Origin of the sequence: Lentzea xerophila, from assembly GCF_051094245.1 — a bacterium.
Lineage (GTDB): Bacteria > Actinomycetota > Actinomycetes > Mycobacteriales > Pseudonocardiaceae > Lentzea > Lentzea xerophila.
Genome location: NZ_CP194934.1, coordinates 7,524,312 through 7,548,588 on the forward strand (window position 1 = coordinate 7,524,312; position 24,277 = coordinate 7,548,588).

22 protein-coding genes are annotated in these 24,277 nt (G+C 69.5%); 6 read left to right on the plus strand and 16 right to left on the minus strand.

Annotation, left to right across the window (positions count from 1 at the left end):
• Positions 1-99: 99 nt before the first annotated feature.
• The 7 genes from ACRSBM_RS35925 to typA form a co-directional block, all read right to left on the minus strand.
• Entirely contained in the window at positions 100-1,092 is a 993-nt protein-coding gene (locus ACRSBM_RS35925; RefSeq protein WP_434450651.1) for an ABC transporter ATP-binding protein, read from the minus strand.
• Positions 1,089-2,273 (minus strand): ABC transporter ATP-binding protein, encoded by a 1,185-nt coding sequence (locus ACRSBM_RS35930; RefSeq protein ID WP_434450653.1) that lies wholly within the window; start codon positions 2,271-2,273, stop codon positions 1,089-1,091. The genes ACRSBM_RS35925 and ACRSBM_RS35930 overlap by 4 nt, the downstream gene beginning before the upstream one ends.
• A complete protein-coding gene (locus ACRSBM_RS35935) occupies positions 2,273-3,196 on the minus strand; it encodes an ABC transporter permease (RefSeq protein ID WP_434453363.1) in 924 nt (307 codons plus the stop codon). Before ACRSBM_RS35935 ends, ACRSBM_RS35930 begins: the two co-directional genes overlap by 1 nt.
• Before the next feature lies 1 nt (position 3,197).
• Positions 3,198-4,196 carry an ABC transporter permease gene (locus tag ACRSBM_RS35940; protein WP_434450655.1) on the minus strand — a complete coding sequence of 333 codons (999 nt, stop codon included), beginning with the start codon at positions 4,194-4,196 and terminating at the stop codon, positions 3,198-3,200.
• 92 nt (positions 4,197-4,288) lie between these two features.
• Positions 4,289-6,067 (minus strand): ABC transporter family substrate-binding protein, encoded by a 1,779-nt coding sequence (locus tag ACRSBM_RS35945; RefSeq protein ID WP_434450657.1) that lies wholly within the window; start codon positions 6,065-6,067, stop codon positions 4,289-4,291.
• A gap of 302 nt (positions 6,068-6,369) precedes the next feature.
• Positions 6,370-8,031: an ABC transporter family substrate-binding protein gene (locus ACRSBM_RS35950; RefSeq protein ID WP_434450659.1), complete on the minus strand. Its 1,662-nt coding sequence runs from the start codon at positions 8,029-8,031 to the stop codon at positions 6,370-6,372.
• Between the two features lie 275 nt (positions 8,032-8,306).
• Positions 8,307-10,202 carry a translational GTPase TypA gene (gene typA / locus ACRSBM_RS35955; protein WP_434450661.1) on the minus strand — a complete coding sequence of 632 codons (1,896 nt, stop codon included), beginning with the start codon at positions 10,200-10,202 and terminating at the stop codon, positions 8,307-8,309.
• Between the two features lie 166 nt (positions 10,203-10,368).
• Between typA and ACRSBM_RS35960 the strand changes: the two genes are divergently transcribed.
• The gene (locus ACRSBM_RS35960) at positions 10,369-10,524 is read left to right on the plus strand and encodes a hypothetical protein (RefSeq protein ID WP_434450663.1); all 156 of its coding nucleotides are present in this window, start codon (positions 10,369-10,371) and stop codon (positions 10,522-10,524) included.
• Positions 10,521-11,375, plus strand: a complete 855-nt coding sequence (locus ACRSBM_RS35965) for a S41 family peptidase (RefSeq protein WP_434450664.1) — start codon at positions 10,521-10,523, stop codon at positions 11,373-11,375. The genes ACRSBM_RS35960 and ACRSBM_RS35965 overlap by 4 nt, the downstream gene beginning before the upstream one ends.
• On the opposite strand, the gene ACRSBM_RS35970 is transcribed toward ACRSBM_RS35965, so the two are convergent.
• Positions 11,372-11,674 (minus strand): YciI family protein, encoded by a 303-nt coding sequence (locus tag ACRSBM_RS35970; RefSeq protein WP_434450666.1) that lies wholly within the window; start codon positions 11,672-11,674, stop codon positions 11,372-11,374. The genes ACRSBM_RS35965 and ACRSBM_RS35970 overlap by 4 nt on opposite strands.
• A gap of 184 nt (positions 11,675-11,858) precedes the next feature.
• Here ACRSBM_RS35970 and trpS point away from each other — a divergent pair, with 184 nt between their 5' ends.
• Entirely contained in the window at positions 11,859-12,782 is a 924-nt protein-coding gene (gene trpS, locus ACRSBM_RS35975; RefSeq protein ID WP_434450667.1) for a tryptophan--tRNA ligase, read from the plus strand.
• Here the strand turns inward: trpS and ACRSBM_RS35980 are convergent.
• Genes ACRSBM_RS35980 through ACRSBM_RS35990 form a run of 3 tightly spaced genes read right to left on the minus strand, consistent with a single transcriptional unit; the run spans position 12,775 to position 15,527 of the window.
• The gene (locus ACRSBM_RS35980; RefSeq protein ID WP_434450669.1) at positions 12,775-13,548 is read right to left on the minus strand and encodes a (deoxy)nucleoside triphosphate pyrophosphohydrolase; all 774 of its coding nucleotides are present in this window, start codon (positions 13,546-13,548) and stop codon (positions 12,775-12,777) included. The genes trpS and ACRSBM_RS35980 overlap by 8 nt on opposite strands.
• A 9-nt stretch (positions 13,549-13,557) precedes the next feature.
• Positions 13,558-14,817 carry a sensor histidine kinase gene (locus ACRSBM_RS35985; RefSeq protein WP_434450671.1) on the minus strand — a complete coding sequence of 420 codons (1,260 nt, stop codon included), beginning with the start codon at positions 14,815-14,817 and terminating at the stop codon, positions 13,558-13,560.
• Positions 14,814-15,527 carry a response regulator transcription factor gene (locus ACRSBM_RS35990; protein ID WP_434450673.1) on the minus strand — a complete coding sequence of 238 codons (714 nt, stop codon included), beginning with the start codon at positions 15,525-15,527 and terminating at the stop codon, positions 14,814-14,816. The genes ACRSBM_RS35985 and ACRSBM_RS35990 overlap by 4 nt, the downstream gene beginning before the upstream one ends.
• Before the next feature lie 154 nt (positions 15,528-15,681).
• On the opposite strand from ACRSBM_RS35990, the gene ACRSBM_RS35995 reads away from it, so the two are divergent.
• Positions 15,682-16,755, plus strand: a complete 1,074-nt coding sequence (locus ACRSBM_RS35995; RefSeq protein ID WP_434450675.1) for a LolA family protein — start codon at positions 15,682-15,684, stop codon at positions 16,753-16,755.
• Positions 16,756-16,781: 26 nt separating this feature from the next.
• On the opposite strand, the gene ACRSBM_RS36000 is transcribed toward ACRSBM_RS35995, so the two are convergent.
• Positions 16,782-18,053: an RNA-guided endonuclease InsQ/TnpB family protein gene (locus tag ACRSBM_RS36000; RefSeq protein ID WP_434450677.1), complete on the minus strand. Its 1,272-nt coding sequence runs from the start codon at positions 18,051-18,053 to the stop codon at positions 16,782-16,784.
• A gap of 92 nt (positions 18,054-18,145) precedes the next feature.
• Here ACRSBM_RS36000 and ACRSBM_RS36005 point away from each other — a divergent pair, with 92 nt between their 5' ends.
• Both ACRSBM_RS36005 and ACRSBM_RS36010 read left to right on the plus strand, forming a co-directional pair.
• Entirely contained in the window at positions 18,146-19,153 is a 1,008-nt protein-coding gene (locus tag ACRSBM_RS36005) for an ABC transporter ATP-binding protein (protein WP_434450679.1), read from the plus strand.
• A complete protein-coding gene (locus ACRSBM_RS36010; RefSeq protein ID WP_434450681.1) occupies positions 19,150-19,959 on the plus strand; it encodes an ABC transporter permease in 810 nt (269 codons plus the stop codon). Before ACRSBM_RS36005 ends, ACRSBM_RS36010 begins: the two co-directional genes overlap by 4 nt.
• On the opposite strand, the gene ACRSBM_RS36015 is transcribed toward ACRSBM_RS36010, so the two are convergent.
• From ACRSBM_RS36015 to ACRSBM_RS36030, 4 genes are read right to left on the minus strand one after another with little or no spacing between them, the layout of a single operon-like run.
• Positions 19,956-20,711, minus strand: coding sequence for an SDR family oxidoreductase (locus ACRSBM_RS36015; protein ID WP_434450683.1), 756 nt, complete (start codon positions 20,709-20,711; stop codon positions 19,956-19,958). The genes ACRSBM_RS36010 and ACRSBM_RS36015 overlap by 4 nt on opposite strands.
• A 12-nt stretch (positions 20,712-20,723) precedes the next feature.
• Positions 20,724-21,674 carry an ABC transporter ATP-binding protein gene (locus tag ACRSBM_RS36020; protein WP_434450685.1) on the minus strand — a complete coding sequence of 317 codons (951 nt, stop codon included), beginning with the start codon at positions 21,672-21,674 and terminating at the stop codon, positions 20,724-20,726.
• Positions 21,674-23,281, minus strand: coding sequence for an ABC transporter permease (locus ACRSBM_RS36025; protein WP_434453364.1), 1,608 nt, complete (start codon positions 23,279-23,281; stop codon positions 21,674-21,676). Before ACRSBM_RS36025 ends, ACRSBM_RS36020 begins: the two co-directional genes overlap by 1 nt.
• Positions 23,257-24,255, minus strand: a complete 999-nt coding sequence (locus ACRSBM_RS36030; protein ID WP_434450687.1) for a thiamine ABC transporter substrate-binding protein — start codon at positions 24,253-24,255, stop codon at positions 23,257-23,259. The genes ACRSBM_RS36025 and ACRSBM_RS36030 overlap by 25 nt, the downstream gene beginning before the upstream one ends.
• Between the last annotated feature and the right edge of the window lie 22 nt (positions 24,256-24,277).

The following is a 24,277-nucleotide window of genomic DNA, read 5'->3' on the forward strand; positions in this document are numbered from 1 at the left end:
GTAAAGGTTGTGTCAGGTCCGGTGACGCAGCACCCACAGCCAACAAGATCGTGGGTGGTCGCGGTCGCCGAAGCGATCACGACCACCCACGACCTCACCTCACACGACCGACTTTTCTTCGGCGAAGTGGCACGCGGACAACGTTCCTTCCGGGTCACCCCGCCTTTCCAGCTTCGGTTCTTCGGTGGCGCAGATGTCCTGTGCCTTCCAGCACCGGGTCCGGAACCGGCAGCCCGACGGCGGGTTCACCGGCGACGGCACGTCACCCGTCAGAACGATCCGCTGGCGCCGGCGTTCCTGCTTGGGGTCCGGCATCGGCACCGCGGACAGCAACGCCTGCGTGTACGGGTGCATCGGCCTGGTGTAGATGGCCTCGCGCTCACCCATCTCGATGATCTTGCCGAGGTACATCACCGCGACGCGGTCGGAGATGTGCCGCACCACCGAGAGGTCGTGCGCGACGAACAGGTACGCGAGCCCGAGCCGTTCCTGCAGTTCCTCCAACAGGTTCACGACACCGGCCTGCACCGAGACGTCCAAAGCGGACACCGGTTCGTCCAGCACGAGGAACCGCGGGTTCAGCGCGAGCGCCCGCGCGATGCCGATGCGCTGGCGCTGACCGCCGGAGAACTCGTGCGGGTAGCGGGCGCGGTGCTCGGGGTTGAGGCCCACGAGCTCCATCAGCTCGTTGACCCGGCGCTGCACACCGCCTTCGACACCGTGGATCACCAGGGGTTCCGCGATGATGTCGTTGACCTGCCACTTGGGGTTCAACGACGCGTACGGGTCCTGGAAGACGATCTGGATGTCCTTGCGCAACGGCCGCAACTGCTTGTTGCTCATGGACGTGAGCTCGCGGCCCTCGAACTTCACCGAGCCCGAGGTCGGCTTGTGCAGCTGCAGGATCGCGCGCCCGGTCGTGGACTTGCCGCAGCCGGACTCACCGACCAGGCCGAGCGTCTCACCGGGGTGCAGCGTGAACGACACCCCGGACACGGCCTGCACCGTGCCGATGTTGCGCGGGATGATCCCCTTGCCGCGCACGGGGAACTCCTTGACGAGGTCGGTGACCTCCAGCAGCGGAGCGGTCACTTCGCCTCCTCATCCGTGATCAGGGATTCGTGCACGGCGGTGACCTCGAGCGAGGCGTCGGGGTTCGCCGCGGCGAACACCGCCGGGTTCTCCACCGTGCCGATCTCCTCGTGCAGGAACAGCCGTTGCGGCTGCTCGATCGTCGCGAGGTGCTCCCAGCGGTGGCACCGCGTCCGGTGGTTCGCGACGCCGGCCTCCTCGAGCTCCGGCTCCCACTCGTGGCACACGTCGGCGACGAGCGGGCAGCGCGGCGAGAACGAGCAGCCGGTCGGGAGGTTCACCAGCGACGGCGGCGCGCCCTTGATCGGAGTGAGCCGCTTGCCCAGCGTGGACGGGTTCGGGACCGAGCCCAGAAGCCCCACGGTGTAGGGCATCCGCGGGCGTTCGAAGACGTCGTCGACCGGGCCGGACTCGACCACGGTGCCGCCGTACATCACCTGCACGCGGTTCACCATGCCCGCGACCACGCCGAGGTCGTGCGTGATCATGACGATCGCCGCGTCGGTCTCGGCCTGGATGCGCAGCATGGTGTCGAGGATCTGCGCCTGCACCGTCACGTCGAGCGCGGTGGTCGGCTCGTCGGCGATGATCACGCTGGGGTCGTTGATGATCGCCATCGCGATGACCACGCGCTGCCGCATGCCGCCGGAGAACTCGTGCGGGTACTGCGCCGCGCGCTTGTCCGGCTGCGGGATGCCGACCAGTTCCAGTGCCTCGACCGCCTTGGCCCACGCCGCCTTCTTGGAGACGTTGTGGTGCGCCCGGTAGGTCTCGGCGAGCTGCCACCCGACCGTGTAGACGGGGTTCAGCGACGTCATCGGGTCCTGGAAGATCATCGAGATGTGCTTGCTGCGGAACGGCTGCATCTGCTTGTAGGTGCGGCCGTTCAGCTCCTCACCGCGGTAGCGGATGGAGCCCTCGATGACGGCGTTCTTGGGCAGCAGGCCCATGATCGCCATGGAGGACACGGACTTGCCTGAGCCCGACTCGCCGACGATGCCGAGCACGTCGCCCGAGTTGAGGTCGAACGAGACGTTGCGCACGGCGCGGACGTCTCCGTCGTCGGTCGGGAACGTGACCGACAGGTCCCTGACCGAGAGCAGCGGTGCGGTGGTGGCAGCGCTGTCAGCGCCGTTATCGGAGGGCAGGAAGTCCTCCGACAGTTCGGAAACACTGGTCATCAGGCACGCACCTTCGTCTGCCTCGGGTCGAACGCGTCGCGCAGGCCGTCACCGATGAAGTTGACGGCGAGGGAGAGCGAGACGAGTACGATGAACGGACCCCAGAACAGCCACGGCCGTTGCAGGAACTGCCCGTAGTTCTCCAGCACGATCACGCCGAGCGAGGTGTCCGGGGGCTGGACTCCCAGTCCCAGGAACGAGAGCGCGGCCTCGGTCAGCACCGCGGCGGCGATGGCCAGCGTGGCGTTGACCGTGATGCTGCCGATCATGTTGGGCACGAGGTGCTTGAAGATGATCCGCGGCGTGCTGGCGCCACAGGCACGTGCCGCCTCGATGAACTCCCGCTGCGCCAGGGAGAGCGTCTCACCGCGGGTGATCCGGGCGATCTGCATCCAGGCGAAGGCGGCGAGCACCAGCGCCACGACGTACCAGCTGCCGGAGAAGCCCTTCACGACGATCGCGGCGACGGCGATCTGCGGGATGATCAGCAGCAGGTCGACGAGCCGCATCAGCGCCGTGTCGACGAAACCGCGCAGATATCCCGCGAGAGCACCGAAGGTCACGCCGATGGCGGTCGCGAGCGCGGCCACGATCAACGCGATCTGCAGCGAGTAGCCGGTGCCGCGCATGAGCAGCGCCAGCATGTCCTTGCCGACCTGGGTGGTGCCGAGCGGGTGGGTGCCGCTCATCGGCAGGTAGGACTTGCTGGACACGTCCTCGTAGTCGTAGGTCCAGACGAAGGGACCGGCGAACGCGAACAGCACCAGGAAGACGAAGACACCGAGGCTCACCATCGCGAGCCGGTGGCGGAGGAAGCGCCGCAGGACGAGCTGGCCCTGCGTGCGGGTGTTGGACGCGTCGAACTCGTGCGAGTCGGACTGGGGAGCGCTGCCCACCACGCCGCTCTCGGACGTCATGTTGATGTTAGCCAAGGCGAATCCTGGGGTCGAGGATGCCGTACACGACGTCGGCGATCAGGTTGAACAGCACGATCAGCGTCGCGGTGACCGCGAGCCAGCCCATGAGCATCGGCGGGTCGAACTGCCGCACGGAGTTCACCAGCAGCGTGCCCATGCCGGACCAGCCGAACACCGTCTCGGTGATGATCGCGCCGGACAGCACGGCACCGAAGTTCAGCGAGAACAGCGTGGCGACGGGGATGAGCGCGTTGCGGAACGCGTGGCGGAAGATCACCCGGCTCTGCGAGATGCCCTTCGCCCGCGCGGTGCGCACGAAGTCGGAGTGCAGGATCTCGAGCATGGAGGCGCGTTCGAACCGGCTGTACGCGGCGAAGCTGATCAGCATCAGCGCCACCGTCGGCAGCAGGAACGTGCCGGTGTACTTGAAGATCACTTCGCCGAAGCTGCCGCTGAACCCGCCGGGCCGGGGGCCCGCGGTGGTGAGCCAGCGGTCCAGCCCCATCGACTCCAGGACGTTGTTGAACTGGATGCCGTAGTTCTTCACGATGACCGCGACGCAGAAGATCGGCATCGAGAACATGAGGAACGCGGTGCTGGTGGCGAGGTAGTCGAAGATCGAGTACTGGCGCACGGCGGCGAGCACGCCGACCGAGACACCGAGGGTCAGAGCGAGGAGCTCGGCGCCGATGACGAGACGTCCGGTGGTCCACAGCGCGTCCGTGACGGCGGGGAAGACGGCGGTCTTGGCCTGACCGAGAGCGATGCTCTGGCCCCAGTCACCGGACAGGAAGTCGGTGAGCCAGTTCCAGTAACGGATGACGACGGGCTGGTCCAGGCCGAGGGCCGCCTCGGCGGCCCTGAGGTCGGCTTCGGTGACGCCGGGCCGGAATCGCATTTCCGCCAAGGGGTTTCCGGCGGTGGCGACGAGGACGTAACAGGCGAAGCTGCCGATGATCAGAATGGGTATCGAGATCAGCAGCCGTCGGATGATGTAGCGGATCACGGCGGGCTCCTAGGGGGCAACCCGGCTCGGGCGGGGCCGGACTCGTGGTCCGGCCCCGCCCGGTCAGGCGTTGCGCACTTCAGCTATGGCGATTACTTGGTCTGCCACTCGTTGGCGTTCCAAAGCGCGCCGTAGTAGCTCTGGAAGTACACGCGGTCGAGTCCCTTGAACGCCCACATGTTCGGCATCTGGAACAGCGGGAAGGACGCGTACGCACCCGCGATAGCCTCGTCGGCCTCCTGGAAGTACTTCAGGGAGTCCGCGATCGTCGTCTGCGAGACGGCGGTCTTCAGGGCCTCGTCGGCCTTCGGCACGGACAGGTTCTGCCAGTTCTGGCCACCGCCGGTCTCGTAGATCGACTTCTTCGGGCTCTTGAACGGCGAGCTGGACCAGGCGAACAGCGCCACGTCGTAGTCGCCGGCGGAGACGCGCTCGTCGAGGAAGTTCGGGTCGGTGTCGTCCTTGACCTCGATGCCGGCTTCCTTGCACTGGCCCTGGATCAGCTCGACGGTCTGCTTGCGGCGCGGGATGTCGGTGTGGCTGATCCGGAAGGAGGCGCGGACGCCGTCCTTCGCGAACACGCCGTCGGCACCCTGCGTCCAGCCCGCGTCGGTCAGGATCTTCTTGGCCTCGGCCGGGTCACCCTTGGCCTTGTCCGCGTAGACGTCCTTGTAGCCCTCGTCCGTCGGGAAGAACATGAGGCTGCCCATGGGCTTGGCGTCGGCCTGGACCTCGCTGATGAGCTTGTCGATGATGTCCTGGCGCTTGACGCACATGAAGAAGGCCTTGCGGACCTCTTCCTTCGACAGCACCGGGTGCTTCATCTGGATGTCGAGGTGCTCGAACGACAGGCCGGGGCCCGCGCCGAACGTGACGCCCTGGGCGCTCAGGCCCTTGAGCTTCGTGGCCGCGTTCGCGTCGGGCTGGGCGAACGAGTTGACGGCGACCTCACCGTTCTCGAGCGCCTGCGCCTGCGCGACGGGGTCCGGGATCGCCTTCAGCACGATCTTGGCGGGACCACCGGGCTTGCCGACCCACTTGGGGTTGCGCTCGAGCGTCACCGACTGGTTCGGCTCGAAGCCGGTCAGCACGTAGGGACCCGCGCCCGGCATGAGCTCCTTGGTGAAGCCGTTCCACTTCTCGTTCCAGAAGTCGGCGGCCTTCTGCAGGTCAGCGGCGGCGCTGTCCTTGTTCAGCTTGGTGATGTCGGCGATGCCGGCGTTCTTCTCGAGGATGTGCGCCGGGAGGACGTCGGCGTTGAACATGTCCTCGTAGTCCGGGTACGGCGAGGAGAACGTGCCGACGAACGTCTGGTCGTCCTTGCACTCACCGGTCGCGAGTTCGTACCCGGTCGTGCTGGCCGGCTTGAAGAACTTGCTGCCGTCGGCCTTCTTCGAGGAGTTCGACTGCGCGAACCACGCCATGTAGAAGTCGTCGCAGTCCCAGGCCTCGCCGTCGGACCAGGTGACGCCCTTCTTGAGCTTCCAGGTCACGACCTGCGGAGACTTCGAGGTGACCTCGATCGACTCCATGGTGTCCTTGTTCAGGATCACCTTGTTGTTGCCGTTGATGATGTGCGCGCCGGGCTGGGTCATCACCAGGGCGAACGTGTTGTAGGACTGGTTGGCGTCCTCAGTCGCGTTGTTGTACGCGGTGAACGGCTTGTCGGTCGACACGACGACCTGGTCGCTCTGCTTCGTCTCCGGCGCGGTGTAGCCGTCCGCAGACTCACCGCGGGCGGTCGCCATCTCCGCGACGGTGGCGTCGCCACCGTCGGCGTCATTGGTTCCGCCACCGCCACCGCAGGCACCCAGCACGAGAGACGCGCTGGCAACCAGCGCGATCGCCGGAAGTGCTTTGGTTCTCCTCATTGACACGTGCCCTCCTAGCACTGGGCGGCCGTGGCCAGGTCGGCATGCACGCCCATAACCGAGATGTGCCATACGCGCCCCGAACCGGCACATCGTGGGCAGCACGGTAGAAACCCGTTGAGGCGGCGGTCACTACCTGGGAGGGTGATCGTGACCCAATGGAAACAGGTTGTAGCACGCCGCAGTGGCCCGATTACCGGGCGCCAGCGTTCGTTGACCGGGCAGCTGGAATTCTGTCAACGACGGCGGCCGAAAGTAGCAACGCCGGAAGGGCGCGCGCAACGGTTTTTCACACCCGCCGGCTACTGGTCGAGACGCCGCCATTCGGGTGCTCCGCTGAGCACTCCCGCGAGCGGCGCCCCGGTGTCGACGCCCGAAACGGTGGGAAGCACACCAAGTAGATCAACTACCTGGAACAACGGCACCGAGACGGCCTGAGCCGCGATCAACGGCTCGACCTTGGCCAGCACGTCCGACAGCAGCACCTTGCCGGTCAGCGCGGCGTCGATGTCCGCCTGGATCGCCGGGTCGCAGAACCCGGCCTGGTTCTGCGGGCTCGGCGTCCCGCCGTCCGGAGCGTCGCCGGCACACCCGTACGAGCTCGCCAGCCCCGCCGTCGAGTCGCCGGCGTCCACCCTGGGCACGACGGCGATGTCGATGCCGGACTCCGTCAGCTGCTTGCTGAAGAGGTCCTCGGCACTGGGCGTGACGACCTCGGAGTCGATCCCGCGCTCCTGCAGCTGCGCCCTGATCCGGTTCGCGATGCCGGCGTACGGCTCGGTCTTCTCCGGCGCCGCGATCCTGAGCTTGAGGGCCTTGCCGTCCTTCTGCCACCCGCTCCCGGACTTCGCGTACCCGGCCTCGGTGAGGAGCTGCTCGGCCAGCGCGGGGTCGAGCGTGTTGGCGGTGATCGTCTTCTGGTACCCGGTGCGGCTCGGCGGCACCACGTACGAGTCGGCCCGGAACTCGGTGCTCGGCCCGCTCTGCGTACCGAACGCGATGAGCGCCTCCCGGTCGAGCGCGGCCACGATCGCCCGCCGCGCCTTGACGTCCTCGAGCTGCTCGCTGGCCGGCCTGAGGAGAACCTGCACGACCTCGTTGCGCGGCACGGGTTTCGTGGTGAGGTCCTGCACCGTCCTGAGCAGGTTCACGTCCGACGCGTCCGCTCGCAGCAGCGCGGCCTGGTTGTCGCCTTTGGACAGTGACGCGGCCATCGCACTGTGCGTGGCCCGCCGGATGACGACCCGGTCGAGCGTCGTCGGCACCTCCCAGTACCGGTCGCTGCGCTCCAGCACGACCTCACCGCGCGGCTCGTCGAGGCTGCGCACCTGGAACGGCCCGGCGGTGGCCGGGAACCCGGTGCTGAGCACGTTCGACCACGTGCCGGGCGCGTCCTTGAGCAGGTGCGCGGGCAGCAGGTTCGAGAACAGGCTCCGCCACCCCGGGAACGGCTTGCCGAACGCGACCTCGACGACCTTGCCGCCCTCGCGCGAGCTGATGGTGTCGATGAGCCGGTAACCCGCCGGATCCACGACACCGGGCTCGACGCGCATCCGCTGCCAGAGGTAGTAGAAGTCCTCGGCGGCGATGGGAGCGCTGTCCGACCAGCTCGCGTCCTTGCGGATCGTGTACGTGACGGTGAACGGCTCGGCCTTGGTGACCTTCGCGCTGACCATGAGGTTCCGGTCGAGCTGCGGCGCGCCGTCGTTGCCGGGCCGGAACGGGCTCGGCAGCAGCAGCGAGCTCAGCGCCGTCGTGATGGGGCTCTGCGCCGCCAGTGCGTGCGGGTTGTAGCCGCCCGCCACGTCGTCGACGCCGACCACGATCTCGGTGACCTTGGGCCCCGTGGTGGTGATGACGGGCGCCTCGGTCTTCGGCACGAGCGGCGGAGGCGGCGCGTTCGTGCACGCCGCCGCGGCGCCGCACAGGACGGCCGCGGCAAGCACTCCCCCGAGTCGCCTCATGGGTCCTCACATTGCCAGAAGGATGGTGGTGGCGTTCGGGCAACCCGGGTTTTGTCACCCTCGCCACTGGGTGGACGTGAGGGGCGCGTGAGGGGTTGCTCGTCCGGTCTGTAGTACGGCTCACCTGGCCGGGTGGTTCGCCTTGCGGAGCGGGTTCCGGCCCGCTGGAACGCGCCCACAGCGCTTGCCGGACACACGACGAGGGGCGGGCCGGGCCATCGGCCCGGCCGCCCCTGTCAGGCGTTGCTGCGGCGCTGAGTCAGACAGCGCTGGGATCAGCCGCGCTGCTTCAGCCGCGAGCGCTCACGGCCGCGCAGGTTGGCGTCGAGCGTCACCTTGCGGACGCGGATGACCTCCGGGGCCACCTCGACGCACTCGTCGGAGGCGCAGAACTCCAGCGCCTCCTCGAGCGAGAGCTTGCGGGGACGGGCCAGGGTCTCCATCACGTCGGCCGTGGAGGAGCGCATGTTCGTGAGCTTCTTCTCGCGGGTGATGTTGACGTCGAGGTCCTCGGCGCGCGGGTTCTCGCCCACGACCATGCCCTCGTAGGCGTCGGCGCCCGGCTCCACGAAGAACGTGCCGCGGTCGGCCAGCTGGATCATCGCGTAGGCGGTGATGGAGCCGGTGCGGTCGGCGACCAGGGAGCCGTTGTGGCGGGTGCGGATCTCGCCCGCCCACGGGCCGTAGCCCTCGGAGACGGCGTTCGCGATGCCGGTGCCGCGGGTCTCGGTGAGGAACTCCGTGCGGAAGCCGATCAGGCCGCGCGACGGGACCACGTAGTCGAGCTTGATGCGGCCGGTGCCGTGGCCCGACATGTTCTCCATGCGGCCCTTGCGGTTCGCCAGCAGCTGCGTGACGGCGCCGAGGTGCTCCTCGGGGCAGTCGACGGACAGGCGCTCGAACGGCTCGTGGATCTTGCCGTCGACCATGTGCGTGACGACCTGGGGCTTGCCCACGGTCAGCTCGAAGCCCTCGCGGCGCATCTGCTCGACCAGGATGGCCAGCGCCAGCTCGCCGCGGCCCTGCACCTCCCAGGTGTCCGGGCGCTCGGTCGGGAGCACGCGGACGGAGACGTTGCCGACGAGCTCGGCGTCGAGACGCGCCTTGAGCACGCGGGCGGTGAGCTTGGTGCCGCCGTTGCGGCCGGCCAGGGGCGAGGTGTTCACACCGACGGTCATCGAGATGGCCGGCTGGTCGACCGTGATCCGGGGCAGCGCCTCGGGGGTCTCGGCGTCGGCCAGCGTGTCACCGATGGTGATGTCCGCGATGCCGGCGATGGCGACCAGGTCGCCCGCACGGGCGAACTCGGCGGGGACGCGGTCCAGCGCCTCGGTGATCAGCAGTTCGGTGATGCGGACCTTGACGGGATCGCCGTCCTCGCGGCACCACGCCACGGTCTCGCCCTTGCGCAGCGTGCCCCGGTGGATGCGGCACAGTGCGATACGACCGAGAAACGACGAGGCGTCGAGGTTCGTGACGAGCGCCTGCAGCGGGCCGTCGACGTCGACGTGAGGGGCGGGGATGTGCTCGAGCAGCACCTGGAACAGGGTGTCGAGGTTCTCCTCGTCCGGCAGGCCGCCGTCCTCGGGCTGGGTCAGCGACGCCCGGCCGGCCCGCGCGGAGGCGTAGACGACCGGCAGGTCCAGCACGGACTCGTCGGCGCCGACCTCGGTCGCGAGGTCCAGCAGCAGGTCGTGGGCTTCCTCGACGACCTCGGAGATGCGGGCGTCGGGGCGGTCGACCTTGTTGACCAGCAGGATCACCGGCAGGCCGGCCGCGAGCGTCTTGCGCAGCACGAACCGCGTCTGGGGCAGCGGGCCCTCGGACGCGTCGACGAGCAGGACGACACCGTCGACCATCGCCAGCGCGCGCTCGACCTCGCCACCGAAGTCGGCGTGGCCGGGGGTGTCGACCACGTTGATGATCACGTCGCCGTCCGGCGTGTGCCTGCGCACAGCCGTGTTCTTGGCGAGGATCGTGATGCCTTTCTCCCGCTCGAGCTCGCCGGAGTCCATGACCCGGTCGACGAGCTCGGCACGCGCGGAGAAGGCGCCGGACTGGCGCAGCATCGCGTCGACCAGGGTGGTCTTGCCGTGGTCGACGTGCGCGACGATCGCGACATTTCGCAGGTCAGTTCGCGTCTGAAGGGCAGACGCGGTGGCCGTGGGCACGCAGAACTCCTAGAGCTTCGAAGGCGTTGGAGGGGCTCGCGCCGGACACGTCGATGCGCACAGCCGTTACCAATACTACCGGCCGCGTCGGCATTACCACACAAGTGTGCCTAGTGAAGTGAGCCTCACCTACTCTAGCTACACGTGTCGGAGTGGAGTTCAACCAGTGGGTAAAAAGCTCAAGAAGAAGTGCTGCCGGTCGAAGCCCCAGTGCAAGCGCTGCCCGGTCCCGTTCCTGCTCAAGGAGCGTGACAAGGCCCGCGCGAAGGCGGCGAAGAAAGCGGCCAAGGCGGCCAAGAAGGCGCAGAAGAAGGCCGCTTGAGCACCCGCGCGTACGTCGACAGGGCTCTCGACCTCCTCGAGCGGCACTCGATGGAGAGCAAGAAGGCCGACTGGCCCGCCTTGCGTGCGCGAGCTCACCTCGCCACCGCGGACGCCGGCGGTCCGGAGGACACCTACGAGGCGATCCGGCGCGTGATCGCCGAGCTCGGCAACCCGCACACCCACCTGATCACCTCCCAGCGCGCGACCGCGGCACCGAAGGCCACCGCCCCGACCGGCCGGATGATCGGCTCCACCGCGCGGCTGACGCTTCCCGGTACCGCGTCGGGCAACCGCGCGGCCTACGTGACGGCCGGGCTGAAGGTCGTGCGCGACCTCGTCGGCCGGCGGCCCGCCGGCTGGGTGGTCGACCTGCGCGGCAACGGAGGTGGCGACATGTACCCGATGCTCACGGTCGTGTCGCCGCTGCTGGGCGAGGGCAGGGCCGGTGCGTTCGTCGAACCGGACGGCACCACGACCGAATGGGGGATCCGCTTCCGGCACGTCTACCTCGGCCGCCGCCTCACGTTCGTGTTCAGGAGGATCCCGCGGGCGGTGCACCGGCCGGTGGCGGTGCTGGTCAACGGAAGAACCGCCAGCTCCGGCGAGGCGGTGCTGATCTCGTTCCTCGGGGCGGAGAACGCACGCGGCTTCGGCGAGCCGACCGCCGGCTACGTGACGGCCAACCGGCCGTTCGCGCTGCCCGACGGCGCCCGGCTCGCGATCACCACAGCGCTCATGGCCGACCGCACCGGCCGGACGTACGGCAACACCCCGATCGCCCCGCACACGCTCGTCGGCAGCGACGACGCGCTCGGCGCGGCGATCGAGTGGCTCAGCCAAAGGCCTTAGTGCTGCAGCACGGCCTCGTTCAGCTTCACGAGCTCCGGCGCCGTCCGCGTCGCCTCGAACTCGCAGATCTCGTACTTCACCAGTTTCTGCTCGGCCCACGGGTCCGTGGCGAGCAGCGCCTCGAGCTTGCCCCGGGGCATGGGCCGCGTGATGATCACGCCGCCGGTCCTCGGCACCTGACGCCCCGAAGCGAGGAAGAGACCTCGCTCGTACTGCTTCTCGACCCACTCGCGGTGGTCGGGCAGGGCGTAGTCGATCTGTTCCAGTGGCGCGGCGTACTTCAGCAGCACGATGAACATGCTTTGACGGTAGACCTATACTGGCGATCGTGCGCACGATGAACGCCTTCTGGTGGGCCGCTTTCAGGCGGCCGGAGTAGCTGTGCGCAGAGATCACCACTGACGCGAACACAGGCCGCCCGGGACGGGCGGCTTTTCTGTGCGGTTCGCCTGGGCGGTCCTTCGAAACGGAAGGACCACCATCATGATCAGGCTCTCCGCCATCACCCCGTCGGGCCAGGTGCACCTGGGCAACTACCTGGGCGCGCTGCGCACGTGGGCCCGTGAGGGCACCGACGAGGACGTGTACTTCATCAGCGACCTGCACGCGATGACGTCGTCGCACAACCCGCAACGCCTGCGATCCATGACGCGCGAGCAGCTCGCGGTGCTCGTCGCGTCCGGCATCGACCCGGCGAGCGTGTGCGTGCAGAGCGACCTGATCCGCGAGCTGGGGGCGTTGAACTGGGTGCTGGAGTGCACCTGCACGTACGGCGAGGCCGCGCGGATGATCCAGTTCAAGGAGAAGTCGCTCGGCCGCGAGTCGGTGCGCCTGAGCCTGCTCACCTACCCGGTGCTGATGGCCGCGGACATCCTGTTGCAGGGCACCTCGGAGGTCCCGGTCGGGGAGGACCAGCTGCAGCACGTCGAGCTGGCCCGTGCGCTCGCCCGCCGCTTCAACCACGCCTACGGCGACGCGTTCGTCGTGCCGGCCGCCGTGGTGCCGAAGGTGGGGGCACGCGTCAAGGACCTCTCGGACCCGGCGCGCAAGATGGACAAGTCCGCGCAGAACTCCGCGGGCGTCGTTTTCGTGCTCGACGAACCGGACCTGGTGCGGCGCAAGGTCCGGCGCGCCGTCTCGTCCACCGACGGCATCGCGAACCTGACCGAGATCCTCGCCTCCTGCACCGGGAAGGAGCCGGAGGACTACACGAGCAGGTTCGCCGACCTCAAGAACGTCGTGGCGGAAGCGGTGATCGAGGAGCTGCGCCCCGTGCGCGACCGCACGCTGGAGCTCCTCGCCGACCCCGCCGAGCTGGACAGGATCCGGGAAGCCGGCGCCGAACGGGCCCGCGACCGCGCCCAGCACCGGCTGAACGCGGCGCTGCGCCTGTCCGGGCTCAGTTGAGGAGCGCCTGAAGGGCCGGCACCAGCACGCGATCGGCGGGTAGCCAGTCCAGGCCGGGCAGCTCGTCGGCGGTGAGCCACCGGACAGCGTTGTGCTCCAACGCTTCCGGCTCACCGCCGGTGAGCTCGGCCGCGAAGATCCGCAGGACCAGGTCGCGCTTCAACGGCACGTCCGGCCCGACCTGCTCGCCGACGTGCACCGTCACGCCGAGCTCCTCCACGCACTCGCGCACCACCGCGTCCGAGGGCTTCTCCCCGGGCTCGACCCGGCCGCCGGGCAGTTCCCACCGTCCCGCCTGGCTTTCCGGGTAGGACCGCTGCTGCGCGAGCAACCGTCCACTCCGGACGATCGCCGCCCCCACGACGACCCGCGCGGCACGGAGCTCCTCGCACCGCCGGGCCAGCAACGCCGACCGCTTCTCCAGCACCCGCAACGCGATCCCGCGCGCGACCGTGACGTCGGCGAACCGTCCGACGACACCGCGCACGGAGGTCCAGCCGACCCGGTCGACCACCATCGTCCCGGCCCCGGTCGCCACGAGATCCGTGTGCAGCTCGAGGAAGCCCCCGGCGGCCGACACACCGGACAGGTCGGCACGGGTGACCGTCAGCCGGACCCCGAACGGCCCGGTGAGCACATCTCCCAGGCCCAGCAGCGGACCTGGGACCCCCACCCCGAACCGCGCGATCAGCGCGGTGTCCAGCAGGGCACCCGCGACGATGGCAACAGGCGCGTCGACCAGCGCCGACGCTCGCAACTCTGGCACCAGAGCTTGCTACCAGGAGGGCCAGTGGATCTCCAAACGCGCACCACCGGCCGGTGACTCGGCGGCACGGACCGACCCGCCGCGCCGCCGCACGAGATGCGCCACCAGCGCGAGCCCGAGACCGAACCCGCCCGACCGGCGCCCGCGGTCCTCCTCCACCCGGTAGAACCGGTCGAACACCTTGGTCCGGTGCTCGGCGGGGATCCCGTGGCCGTCGTCGTCCACCAGCAACCGCACGGCGCGTCCCACCGGCACCAGCGTCAGCGTGATCGTCGAGTACGCGTACCGGGCCGCGTTGCGCAGCAGGTTGTCCAGGACCAGCTCGACCTCGGACCGGGTGGCCGACACCAGGCAGGCCGACGGCGGGGCGTTCAGCCGCACCAGCAGCTCGGTGCCGAGCCGCGAGATCGCCGCCTCCGCCTCCAGCACGAGGTCCACCGCCTCGGCCCGCGGCGGCGCCCCCGTATCCGCCCGCGCCAGGATCAGCAACGAGTCCACCAGCGCGCTGAGCCGGATCGACTCCTCGACCACCGACTCCAGCACCTCGAGCGAGAAGTCCGGGTCCGGGTGCGCCACCGCCACCTCGGCCTGGGCCCGCACCGAGGCCACCGGCGACCTCAGCTCGTGCGCCGCGTCCCCGGTGAACCGCCGCAGCCGGTCCGAGGCCTCGTCGCGCCGGGCCAGCAACGCGTTCAACGCCTCGGCCAGCGCCTGCAGCTCGTCCCGCGCGAGCGGCACCGGCAGCCGCTCCCCGTGCGGCAGCTCCCCCGCCGCGACCCGCATCCGCTCGACCGGCCGCAACGACGACCGCACCGACAGCCAGGTCGCGATCCCCACCAGCCCGGCCACCAGCACCGCCGCGACGGCCAGCCACCGCGTCCCCAGCCTGTTGGCGTTCTCGTACCCGAGCAACGTGCTCCCGTACACCTCGAGCCGAGGCGTTCCGTCCCCCGAGAACACCACCCGCCCGCGGAACCGCAGCGCCGAGTCACCTTCCATCCGCAACACCGGCTCACCGGACCTCAGAGCCCGGATGTCCTGCGACGTGAGCGGAAGCGGCGGCCCGCCGTCCACCGGCACCCCGGCCACGTCCAGCAGCCGGGGCGGCGACTTCTCCAGCTCCTGGTCCACCGCCGTGATCTGGATGCTCCCGATCAGGGCAGGCGCCAGCCCGGTGAACGCCAGCAGGCACAGCAACGCCACCCCCGTGGCCACCACGGTGATGCGGAACCGCAGTGTGCGCCGCAACCACCAGCGGCGAGGGTTCACTTGTTGCCCAACGCGCTGTCGAGGTCAGGAGTGGACGCGATGTACCCGTGTCCCCGGATGGTCCGCACGACCTCACCGCCCCCCACCGCCTCCAGCTTGCGCCGGAGGTACCCCACGTAGACCTCGACGGCGTTGCGCGTGGCGGCCTGCTCGTCACCCCAGACGGCCCGCAGCAGCTCGTCCTTGGTCACCACGGACCCGGCCCGGGACGCCAGCACGTCGAGCACCGCGTACTCCCGCGGCGAGAGCGACACGTCCTGCCCGGCCCAGCTGACCTCGCGCAACCCGCGGTCGATGACCAGGTTCCCCAGCATCAGCTTCCGCCTGGCCCCGCCTCCCCGCCGCAGCAACGCCCGGACCTGCGCCACCAGCACCACGAAGCTGAACGGCTTGACCAGGTACCCGTCGGCTCCGAGGTCGAGCCCGTCCGCCTGGTCGACCTCCCCGTCCTTCGCCGACACCATCAGCACCGGCGTCCGCACCCCGTCGGCCCGCAGGCGCTGCAGCACCCGGTACCCCGACAGCCCGGGCAACATGATGTCGAGCAGCACCACGTCGAAGGCCCCGGTCGACGCCACCCGCAACGCGGTGGGCCCGTCGGAGGCGGTGACGACCTCCATGCCCTCCGCCGCGAGCCCACGCTCCAACGCCCGGCGCACGCCGGCTTCGTCGTCCACGACCAGCACTCGAGGCTTCACACCGCACAGCATGCCGCGCAGGGCTCCCCGCCGCGCGCAAGATCTCAGCCGACTCTCAGAAAGCATCCGTAGCCAGGCACAAAACCGCAGGTGGAAGTAGTCTCAGCACCATCTCAGCAACCCGCCACCAAGCTGTAGGCACAAGCCCTTGGAGGAGGGGACCCAGATGAACAAGCGAAAGGTGACCCTGGCCGCTGCGACGGCCGGTGTGCTCACCGGTGCGGCAGGCCTCAGCCTGCTCGCGATGCCAGCAGGCGCAGGCCAGCCACCATCACTACCGGACGTGTCGGCCGAGTCCCTCGTCGAACAGGTCATGACGGCCGAGCCCGGCGCGTTCGGCGGCACGGTGGAGGTCGACAACAAGCTCGGCCTCCCGGCGATCTCGGAGATTCCGCAGCTCGCCGACGGCAAGCACAGCGCGAGGGTCTGGACCGACGGCAACGGCAAGCTCCGGCTCGCCCTGCCGAACGGCCAGTCCGAGCAGACCATCGTGGACGACGGCACGACCACGTGGTCGTGGAACTCGGCCGACAACGAGGTCACGAAGTCCGAGCACAAGGCGGACAACGAGCCCGAGCAGCGGCCGGAGAAGGCGGTCGACCCGGCCACCGCGGCCAAGGACATCGTCAGCCAGACCAAGGAGTTCAGCGAGATCAGCGTGGACGGCACCGCGCGCGTCGCGAACCGTGCCGCCTACGAGCTCGTGCTGACCCCCAAGGCCAGCGAGAAGACCCTGGTCCGCGAGGTGCGGATCGCGGTCGACGCGGAGCTCAAGATGCCGCTGCGGGTCGCCGTGCTGACCAACGGCACGGCGGAACCGGCCGGCACGGTCGGCTTCCGGGAGATCAACGTCGGTCCGCAGGACCCGGCGCTGTTCACGTTCACCCCGCCCGCCAACGCCAAGGTCACCACGCCCGAGGCGAAGGAGCGCGAGAGCCGCGAGCAGATGCCGGAAGCGGGCGGCCTCGAGCAGGCGCTGCAGGGTGAGGACCCGCAGATCTTCGGCACGGGCTGGGACACGGTCATCGGGTCGAAGATCCCCGCCGAGGCCATGACCCAGGTTCCGGCCGAGGCGCAGGGCCTCGTCGACAGGTTCACCAAGAAGGTGAGCGGCGACTGGGGTAGCGGCAAGATCTTCACCACGAAGGTCGCCACGATCCTGATCGCCGACGACGGCCGTGTGGTCGCGGGTGCCGTCCCGGAGCAGGTCCTGTTCGACACGATCGGACAGGTGAATTGACTTCTCCGTGCCGTGAGGCACAGCGCTTACGCGCTGTGCCTCACGGCACGGGGTTCCTGTTTCACTGCCGATCGCGGAAGGGAGGACCCTTGCCGTCTGACATCAGCTCCGCAGGCATCACCCGAGACAGCGTCTCGGGTTACGGCTCGACCAGCCGCAAGGATGTTCTTCGCCGCGTTGAGGTCCCGGTCGTGCCGGGTGCGGCAGCCCGGACACGTCCAGTGCCGGGCGGACAAAGCAAGCTCTGCGAGCACGTGCCCGCAGACCGAACAGGTCTTGCTCGAAGGAAACCAGCGGTCGATCACGACCAGCGTGCGGCCGGCCCGGTCGCACTTGTACGCCAGCTGCCTGCGCAACTCGCCCCACCCCGCGTCGGAGATGGCACGGGCGAGGTGGCGGTTGCGCACCATGTTCCTGACCGACAGGTCCTCGATCGCGATCACGTCGGCCGAACGCACCAGGCAGGTGGTGGTGCGGTGCAGGAAATCCTGCCGGGCGGCGCGGATCTTGCGATGCGCGCGGGCGACCTTGGCCTTGGCCTTGCGGCGGTTGCGGCTGCCGCGCTGGCAGCGGGCCATTCTGCGTTGGTAGCGGGCCAGGTTGCGGGCCTTGCGGACCAGGTGCCTCAGGTTCGCGATCCGTTCACCGTCACTGGTCACCACCAGGTCTGTGAGGCCGAGGTCGACGCCGATCGCGTGTCCGGCGGGCTCAGCCGGGGCGGGCTCGGTGGTGTCGATTGCGAACGTCACGTACCAGCGGCCGTCCGGCTCGCGGGACACCACCACCATCGTCGGGTCCAGCGCGGCCAGGTCCACGTCGCCGAAGGACCAGACGAACCGCAGCGGTGTGCTGGTCTTGGCCAGTGTCAGCACACCATCGCGCATCCGGAACGCCGAACGGGTGTAGTGCGCGCTCTGCCGCCCGGTACGGGACTTGAACCTGGGAATGCGGGCACGTCCGGCGAAGAAGTTGCCGAACGCGGTGTGCTGGTGGCGCAGCGTCTGCTGCAACGGCACACAGGGCACCTCCGACAGAAACGCGAGTTCCTCGGTACGTTTCCATCCGGTCAGCGCCGCATCGGTCTGCCGGTACGCCGTGCGCACACCCTCAGCGCGGTAGCGGTGGTTCCGCTCGCTCAAGGTCCTGTTCCACACCAGACGCACACACCCGAACGTGCGATTCAGCACCGCAGCCTGCTCAGGGGTCGGGTAAGCCCGGCACTTGTACGCCGTTCGCACGAACCACAACCTATCGGGAGCACCATGACGACCACGACGCAGGACCGTCGACCCGCGCACTGCGTGCTTGGACCGCCCCGGCTCCGCTCAGACGCTCCTGGCGAAGTCCGGAATCCTCCCCGACATGAACGCTGGGGCCACCACCGGAGGCAATGGTGACCACCTCGACCAGCGCGCCGGTGACAGCACCGACGAAACACGTTGTCGCCGCGCGGACCAAGGGTCTGCGCAAGGAGTACGGCAGCACGGTCGCCGTGGACCGCGTCGACCTCGAGCTGCCGGAAGGTGCCGTGCTCGGCATGCTCGGGCCCAACGGGTCCGGCAAGACGACCACGATCCGGATGCTGCTCGGGTTGGTCCGCCCCACGCAGGGTGAGATCGAACTGCTCGGCCGGCCGCTGCCAGATGGGGCCGAGCAGTCGCTGCCGCACGTGGGCGCGCTGGTCGAGGGTCCGGGGTTCCACCCGTTCCTGAGCGGTCGGGAGAACCTCGTCCGGTGTGCCGCGTTCGAGCCGCTGCTGCCCAAGAAGCAGCTCAAGCAGGCGGTCGAGGACGCTCTCGACCGCGTCGGGCTCGCGCAGGCGGCCCACCGCAGGTACCGCGGGTACTCGCTCGGCATGAAGCAACGCCTCGGCCTGGCCGCGGCGTTGCTCGTGCCGCGCAAGCTCGTCGTCCTGGACGAGCCGACCAACGGTCTCGACCCGGCCGGCACGCGGGAGATCCGCAAGATCATCGCGGAGCTGCACGAGGCGGGCAGCACCGTCCTCGTCTCCAGCCACCTGCTGAGCGAGGTCGAGGCCACCTGCACCCACGTCGCGGTCCTGCATCGCGGAACCGTGGTGGCACAGGGTGAACTGACCGAACTGCTGCAGGCGGGCGGATCGGCGCTCCAGGTGATCACGCCGGACGTCGAGACGGCGCTCAGCGCGTTGCGGCAGGCCAAGATCTCCGCACGGCCGCTGGGCGACGGCCTCCGGGTCGAACTGGCCGGCACGAGCGCGCCCCAGGTGATCGAGACGCTCGTGCGGGCAGGCGCCCAGGTCTACGAGGCGACGCGCTGGAAGACCGGGCTGGAGGAGCTGTTCGCGCGGCTCACCGAGGCCGAGGAGGCCGAGCGGGGGATGTCCGCCGTGGACACGCTGGACGGGGGCTCGCGATGATCACGCGTCAGTTCGGTTCCGAGTTGCGCTGGATGCTGCGCAGGCCGCGGACCCTCATCGGCCTGTTCGGGCTGGTCCTGGTGCCGATCATCATCAGTTTCGGCATCTGGGCGGCGGGCGAGGACGAGGGTGGAGGCGGGCCTCCCGGGCTCGGCGCCATCCTGCAGGGCAACGGCATGGTCGTGCCGATCTTCACGTTGTTCCTGTCGCTCAACCTCCTGCTGCCGCTGGTGGCGTCGATCTGGGCGGCGGACGGCCTCGCGGGCGAGGCCCAGCACGGCACGTTGCGCGGCCTGCTGGTCGCACCGGTGTCCCGCGTGCGGCTGCTGTTCGTGAAGCTGTTCGGACTCGCCGCGATGTCACTGTTCGCCGTCACGCTGATGGCCGTCGTCGGCATCATCGCGGGCACGGCGTTCCTCGGCACCGACGGCATGATGACGCTGTCCGGCACCACCCTCTCCACCGCGGAGGGCTTGGTACGCATCGGTTTGTTCATCCTGCTGGTGACGTTCCAGATGGTGGCGATCGGCGCGGTCGCCCTCGCCGTCTCGTCCGCCACCGAGCACCCGCTGGTGGTGCAGGCGGCGACGATGACGACGATCATCGTGTTCCAGGTGCTGGGGCAGTTCACGTCGCTGGACTGGCTGCACCCGTTCCTGATCACGACCGGGTTCCCCGGGCTGATCGACGTGATGCGCGACCCGGTCCCGCTCGACCAGATCTGGGACAGCACGCTGCTCGCGGGCTGCTACCTGCTGATCGGCACGGGCCTGGCCGCGATGCGCCTCATCACCAAGGACAACTAGCGTCGGAAGCCGCCCTCGCTGTTGATCACCTGACCGGTGATCCACGCGGCGTCGCCGGTGCAGAGCCAGGAGATCAGCCGGGCGGCGTCGTCCGGCTGGCCCCAGCGCCGCAACGGCATCCGCTCGGTCACGAACTCGGTGAGCTCCGGCCCGGCCCAGCCGGTGTCGGTGGGACCGGGGTTCACCGCGTTGACGGTGATGCCCCGGTCCGCCAGTTCGTGCGACAGCGTGGCGACGATCGCCGCCAGCGCCCCCTTCGAGGCCGCGTAGGCCACCTCACCCGGCATCGGCCCGAGGTTCTGCCCGGACGTCAGGAACACGATCCGTCCGCCATCAGCCCTGTTCCACTGCCGGGCAAACGCTTGCGCGAGCAGGATCGACGACCTCGTGTTCACCGCGTAGTGCCCGTCGAGCATCGCGGCGTCCAACGAGCCCAACGGCCCGTCGCCACCAGACCGCGCGTGATTGCACACCAGCACGTCGACGTGTCCGTGAGCCTCGACGGCCGCAGCCATCAGCTCCTCCGGCGCGTCCGGCCGGGCCAGATCCACGCCCAACCCTTGGGCGCCGAGGTCCGCCAGTACCTCGTCGACCGAGTCCGCGCCCCACGGCTGTGCGGCGTCGTGCGCCACGTGGTGCTGCACGAACAGATCGAAACCCAGCGCGCGAAGCCGGGTGGCGATCGCGTAACCGATGCCCTGCCGCCTGCTCACGCCCGTGACGAGCGCGACCCGTCCCCCATGAAGTCCCATAGGCCCTCATGCCTACCCGACGCGCGCCACGCCGTCCAAGTCGATTGCGAGCCGCACCCGGTCCCCCACGGACACCGGCCCCACGGCCTCGTACTCCTCGCCGTCGATCTCCACGAGCAGCCGCACGTGGTCACGCCGGTGGACCCGCTCCACCACCGTGCCTTCCAGCAGCCCGTTCGGATCGACCCTCAACGCCGTGGCGCGCAACCCGACCCGTTCGACGTCCAGCCCCACGAACGACCCCGGCACGAACTTGTTGCAGCCCAGGAACTTCGCGGTCTCCACGTCCACGGGCGACGACCACACCTCGGCGGGCGGCCCGACCTGGACGATCCGGCCGCGGGACATGATCGCCACCCGGTCGGCCAGCGTGAACGCCTCGTCGTGGTCGTGCGTCACCACGAGAGCCGTCGTCGCGGCCTCTCGCAGCAACCGCGCCAGGTCGACCGCGAGCTGTTCGCGCAACGCCCGGTCCAGCGCCGACAACGGCTCGTCCAGCAGCAGCAACCTCGGTGACGGCGCCAACGCCCGCGCGAGCGCCACCCGTTGCTGCTCCCCGCCCGACAGCTGCGTGACGCGGCGATCGGCATAACCCTCGAGCCCGACCAGTTCGAGCAGCGACAGCACCCGCTTGTCGCGGGCCTCCCGTTCGACCTTCTTCATCCGCAGGCCGAACGCCACGTTCCCGGCCACCGTCCGGTGCGGGAACAGCTGCCCGTCCTGGAACACCAGCCCGAACTCGCGCTGGTGCACCGGCACCCCGGACAGGTCGAGGGAATCCCAGCGCACAGCACCCGAGGTGGGCTTCTCCAGCCCGGCGACCGTGCGCAGCAGCGTCGACTTCCCGCAGCCGGACGGCCCGAGCAACGCCACGACCTCGCCGTCGCCCACCGACAGCGACACGTCCGACACCGCGGCCGTCTGTCCATACCGGACGGTGATCGAGCCCAGTTCCAGCGCCATCAGAACTCCCCGCTGCTCGGCACGCGCAACCGCTCGATCAGCAGCACGCACCCGACCGTCACGACCATCAGCAGCGCGCACGCCGCGTAGGCCATCTGGCTGTTCAACTCACCGGGCCGCGACATCAGCCGCGCGATCACGATCGGCAACGTCGGCGCGTCCGGTCGCGCGAGAAAGCTCGTCGCCCCGAACTCCCCCAGCGCCACCACGTACCCGAACCCGGCCGCCGCCACGAGTGACCGCCCGGCCAGCGGCAGGTCCACCTCGCGCCACACCCGCGCCGGCGAGGCGCCCAGCGTCGCCGCCGCCTGCCGCAGCCGTTCGTCGACGGCCCGCAGCACCGGCAGCACCATCCGCACGATCAACGGCGTCACCACCAGCGCCTGCGCGAGCGGCACCAGCAACGGCGAAGTCCGGAAATCACCGGGCAACGCGTCCATCGTGATCAGGTACCCGAAACCGACCGTGACCGCGGACACCCCGAGCGGCAGCATCAACGCGGTGTCGAGCACCTCGGCGAAGCGGCCTCCCGACCGCCGCAGCCCGACCAGCACCACCGCCGAGAACACCCCGACCACCAGCGCCACCAGGGTCGCGTCGAAGGCGGTCCGCAGCGAGTTCATCGCGGCGTCGATCCCGGTCACCGCCAGCGTGCCGCGGTCGCCACGGGTGGCCAGCGCCTCGTACCCGGCGAGGCTCCAGCCGTCCCGTGTGGACAGTGACCGCGTCACCAGTCCGACGACCGGCGTCAGCAACGCCACCACGACGGCGAAAGCGGCGAGGACCACGTACCACTCGCCGCCGGACGGCCGCCGCGCCAGCTCCTCCCTGCCGCGCAACGACAGCGCGGTCTCCCGCCGGCGCCGGGCCAGCGCGCCCAGCACCAGCACCGCGAGCACGGCGGCGAACTGCAGCAACGACAGCGCCGCCGCACCGGACAGGTCGAACAGCTCGACCGTCCGCAGGTAGATCTCGGTCTCCAGCGTCCGGTACCGCGACCCGCCGAGCACCAGCACGACGCCGAAACTCGTGGCGCAGAACAGGAACACGACAGCGGCCGCGGACCCGATCGCCGGCGCCAACGCCGGCAGCACCACCGACAGGAACGCCCGCGGCCGCGAAGCACCCAGCGCTCGGGCCGCGTCCTCAGCGCGTCGATCCGTGTGCGCCCACAGCCCGCCCACGGTCCGCGCGACCACGGCGACGTTGAAGAACGCGTTCGCCAGCACGATCGGCAGCACCCCACCGTCCGGCCAGAACGTCCGGAAGGCCAGGCCCACCACCACGGTCGGCAGCACGAACGGCACCATCACCGCGGCGCGGACGAACGCGAGCCCGCGAATCCGGCACCGTGCCAGCACGAACGCCACCGGCAGCCCGCACAGCAGCGCCACCAGCGTGGACGCGGCGGCCTGCCCCAGCGTGAACCCGACGAGCTCCCAGGTTTCGCTCGAGAAAACCGCCTTCAGGACCCCACCTTCGCGCAGCCCGAGCGACACGATCGCCAGCACGGGCCACGCGAAGAACAACCCCAGGAAGGCCAGCGGCACCAGCGCCGCCGCCGACCACCCCGTGCGCGAGCTCAGCCCAGCACGAGCTTGCGCCACTGCTCGACCCACGCTTCGCGGTTGTCCTTCACCTTGTCCGCGGGCAGCGTCTGCGGGTTCGGCGGCAACGGCGCGTCCTTGGCCCACGACTCGGGCAGCGCGACACCCTCACGCGACGGGTAGACGTACATCTGCTCGGTCACCTGGGCCTGGAACTTCTCGCCCAGCAGGAAGTCGAGGACCTTCTTCGCGTCCTCGGGGTTCTTCGCACCGCTCAGCACGCCCGCGTACTCGACCTGGCGGTAACACGTGCTCAGCACGGCCTTGGTCTTCCCGCCCTCGGCCGACGGCGACGACGCGTACGACACGACGATCGGCCGGTCGCCCTTGGTGGCGGAGAACTCCTGGGTGTAGGCCTCTTCCCAGCCGCTCACGACCTTCACGCCGTTGGCCCTGAGCTTCGTCCAGTACTCCTGCCAGCCGTTCTCGCCGAACTTCGCGATCGTGCCGAGCAGGAACGCGAGGCCGGGAGACGAGGTGGCCGGGTTCTCGACGACCAGCTTGTCCTTGAACCTCGGGTCGGCCAGGTCCTCGTACGAGGCCGGCTCGACGCCGCCGAGCTTCGCCGGGTCGATGTTCAGGCACACGTCACCGACGTCGACGGCGTGCAGCCGGCCCGTCGCGTCGACCTGGTACCGCTGCGCGCCCTTCGAAGCCTCCGGCGAGGCGTAGTCGGCGAACACGCCCTCGCTCAGCGCCCGCGACGCGAACGTCGAGTCGACGCCGAACGCGACGTCGCCGATCGGGTTCGCCTTGGTCAGCACGAGCTTGTTCGTGAGCTCACCCGCGTCACCGCTCGGGAGCTGCTTCACCGTGATCCCGGAGGACTTCTGGAACTCCTCCAGCACCTCCGGCTGCACGGCGAACGAGTCGTGCGTCACCAGCGTGACCTCGTGCGACTGCGGCGCCGTCGACGTACCGGCCGAACAACCGGTCAGCGCCAGAGCAGCGAAAACAGCACAAATCCTTCTCACGTCAAACCTCTCCCTACGCCGG